The sequence below is a fragment of the Microcystis sp. M53603_WE2 genome, assembly GCF_030065435.1.
Genome location: NZ_JASJFF010000222.1, coordinates 1 through 1,406, shown reverse-complemented (window position 1 = coordinate 1,406; position 1,406 = coordinate 1). Strand labels below are relative to the sequence as shown.

General features: G+C 44.5%; 1 protein-coding gene and 1 tRNA gene. One reads left to right on the top strand and one right to left on the bottom strand.

From position 1 onward, the window contains the following. Positions 1–221 precede the first annotated feature (221 nt). Positions 222–308, top strand: a tRNA-Ser gene (locus PX481_RS04805). Between the two features lie 180 nt (positions 309–488). Here the strand turns inward: PX481_RS04805 and PX481_RS04800 are convergent. Beyond that, the coding region (locus tag PX481_RS04800) for a TRCF domain-containing protein (protein WP_288093824.1) at positions 489–1,406 on the bottom strand (918 nt) is incomplete at its 5' end.

Here is a 1,406-nt window from a genome sequence, read left to right as displayed (position 1 = left end):
TCAAAATTAAGTCATCTAGGCAAAAAACGGGCCGATGAGTTTAGTTGGCAAAAAACCGGTCTAGCTACGGCCGCAATCTTAAATCAATATCTAGGGTGTGCTTAACTGACAGGGTTTCCCGTACAGATGAAATATAACCTGATCGGTCATCGTCGGAAAAAGAAAAATAATTTGACAGATCGGCAGTATTTGCTGTACGATGGATGATCGTGACCTCAATTGGAGAGATGGCCGAGCGGTTGAAGGCGCAGCACTGGAAATGCTGTTTAGGGGTAACTTTAACGAGGGTTCGAATCCCTCTCTCTCCGTCCCCAAAGCACCTCATAGGTAGGGTTTGCGGCAAAAAGTAAAAAGTAGGGTGCGTTAGACGGCAAAAATTGCTGCTTTGACTTGAAGGTGACAATCCGTCGTAACGCACCACCTATAGCTGACTCTCAAAGCTACTTTTGGCTGATTGACGCAGCAAATATCTAGAGTGGACCCCCCATCTAATTCCCCATCGGTAAACCATCTTTACACTTAGCCAACCAGTCCAATAAACTATCTAACTGCTGTGATGGTTTTACCAATCCTAAACCCCTAACCGTCACCTGTTTGGGACTATAAACAAAGCGTGATTGTATATGTTGGGGTAGGTGTTCTTGTAATAATTTCCACGCTGGTTCCTCCATGGGAGTTTCTAGGATAATATGCTGTTTTCCGTCGGGTTTAATTCGCGAAAAACCGAGGGACTTAGCCAGATGTTTTAACTCGATTACCTTAAATAATTGTGCCACCGGTGAAGGAATCGCTCCGTATCTATCCACTAAATCCGCAGCAATTTGTCCTAAATTTTTCTGAGAATTGGCAGTAGCGATCGCCCGATAGACATCCATTTTCTGCTCTGGATCGGATATATAATCGTTAGGAATAAATGCCGTTAATTTCAGATCGATTTGGGTATCCTCCACTTGAGGAATTTCTTGACCTTGAATTTCCCGCAAAGCTTCCTGTAACATTTCCATATATAGATCAAAACCGATCGCTTCCATTTGTCCCGATTGTTCCGCACCTAATAAGTTACCCGCACCGCGAATTTCCAGATCCCTAGTCGCTAATTGATACCCCGATCCTAACTGGGTAAATTCTTGAATTGCCTTTAATCTTTCCCGAGCGGTTTCTGTTAGTTCTGCCTTGGCCGGATAAAGTAACCACGCGTGCGCTTGTACTCCCGATCGCCCCACCCGTCCCCGCAGTTGATAGAGTTGCGCTAAACCGAATTTTTGGGCATCTTCAATGATAATCGTGTTAACTCTGGGAATATCTAACCCCGACTCCACAATAGTCGTACAGACTAAGATATCCGCTTCCCCATTATTAAAAGCTAACATGGTGGTCTCTAATTCAGCCTCATCCATACGACCGTG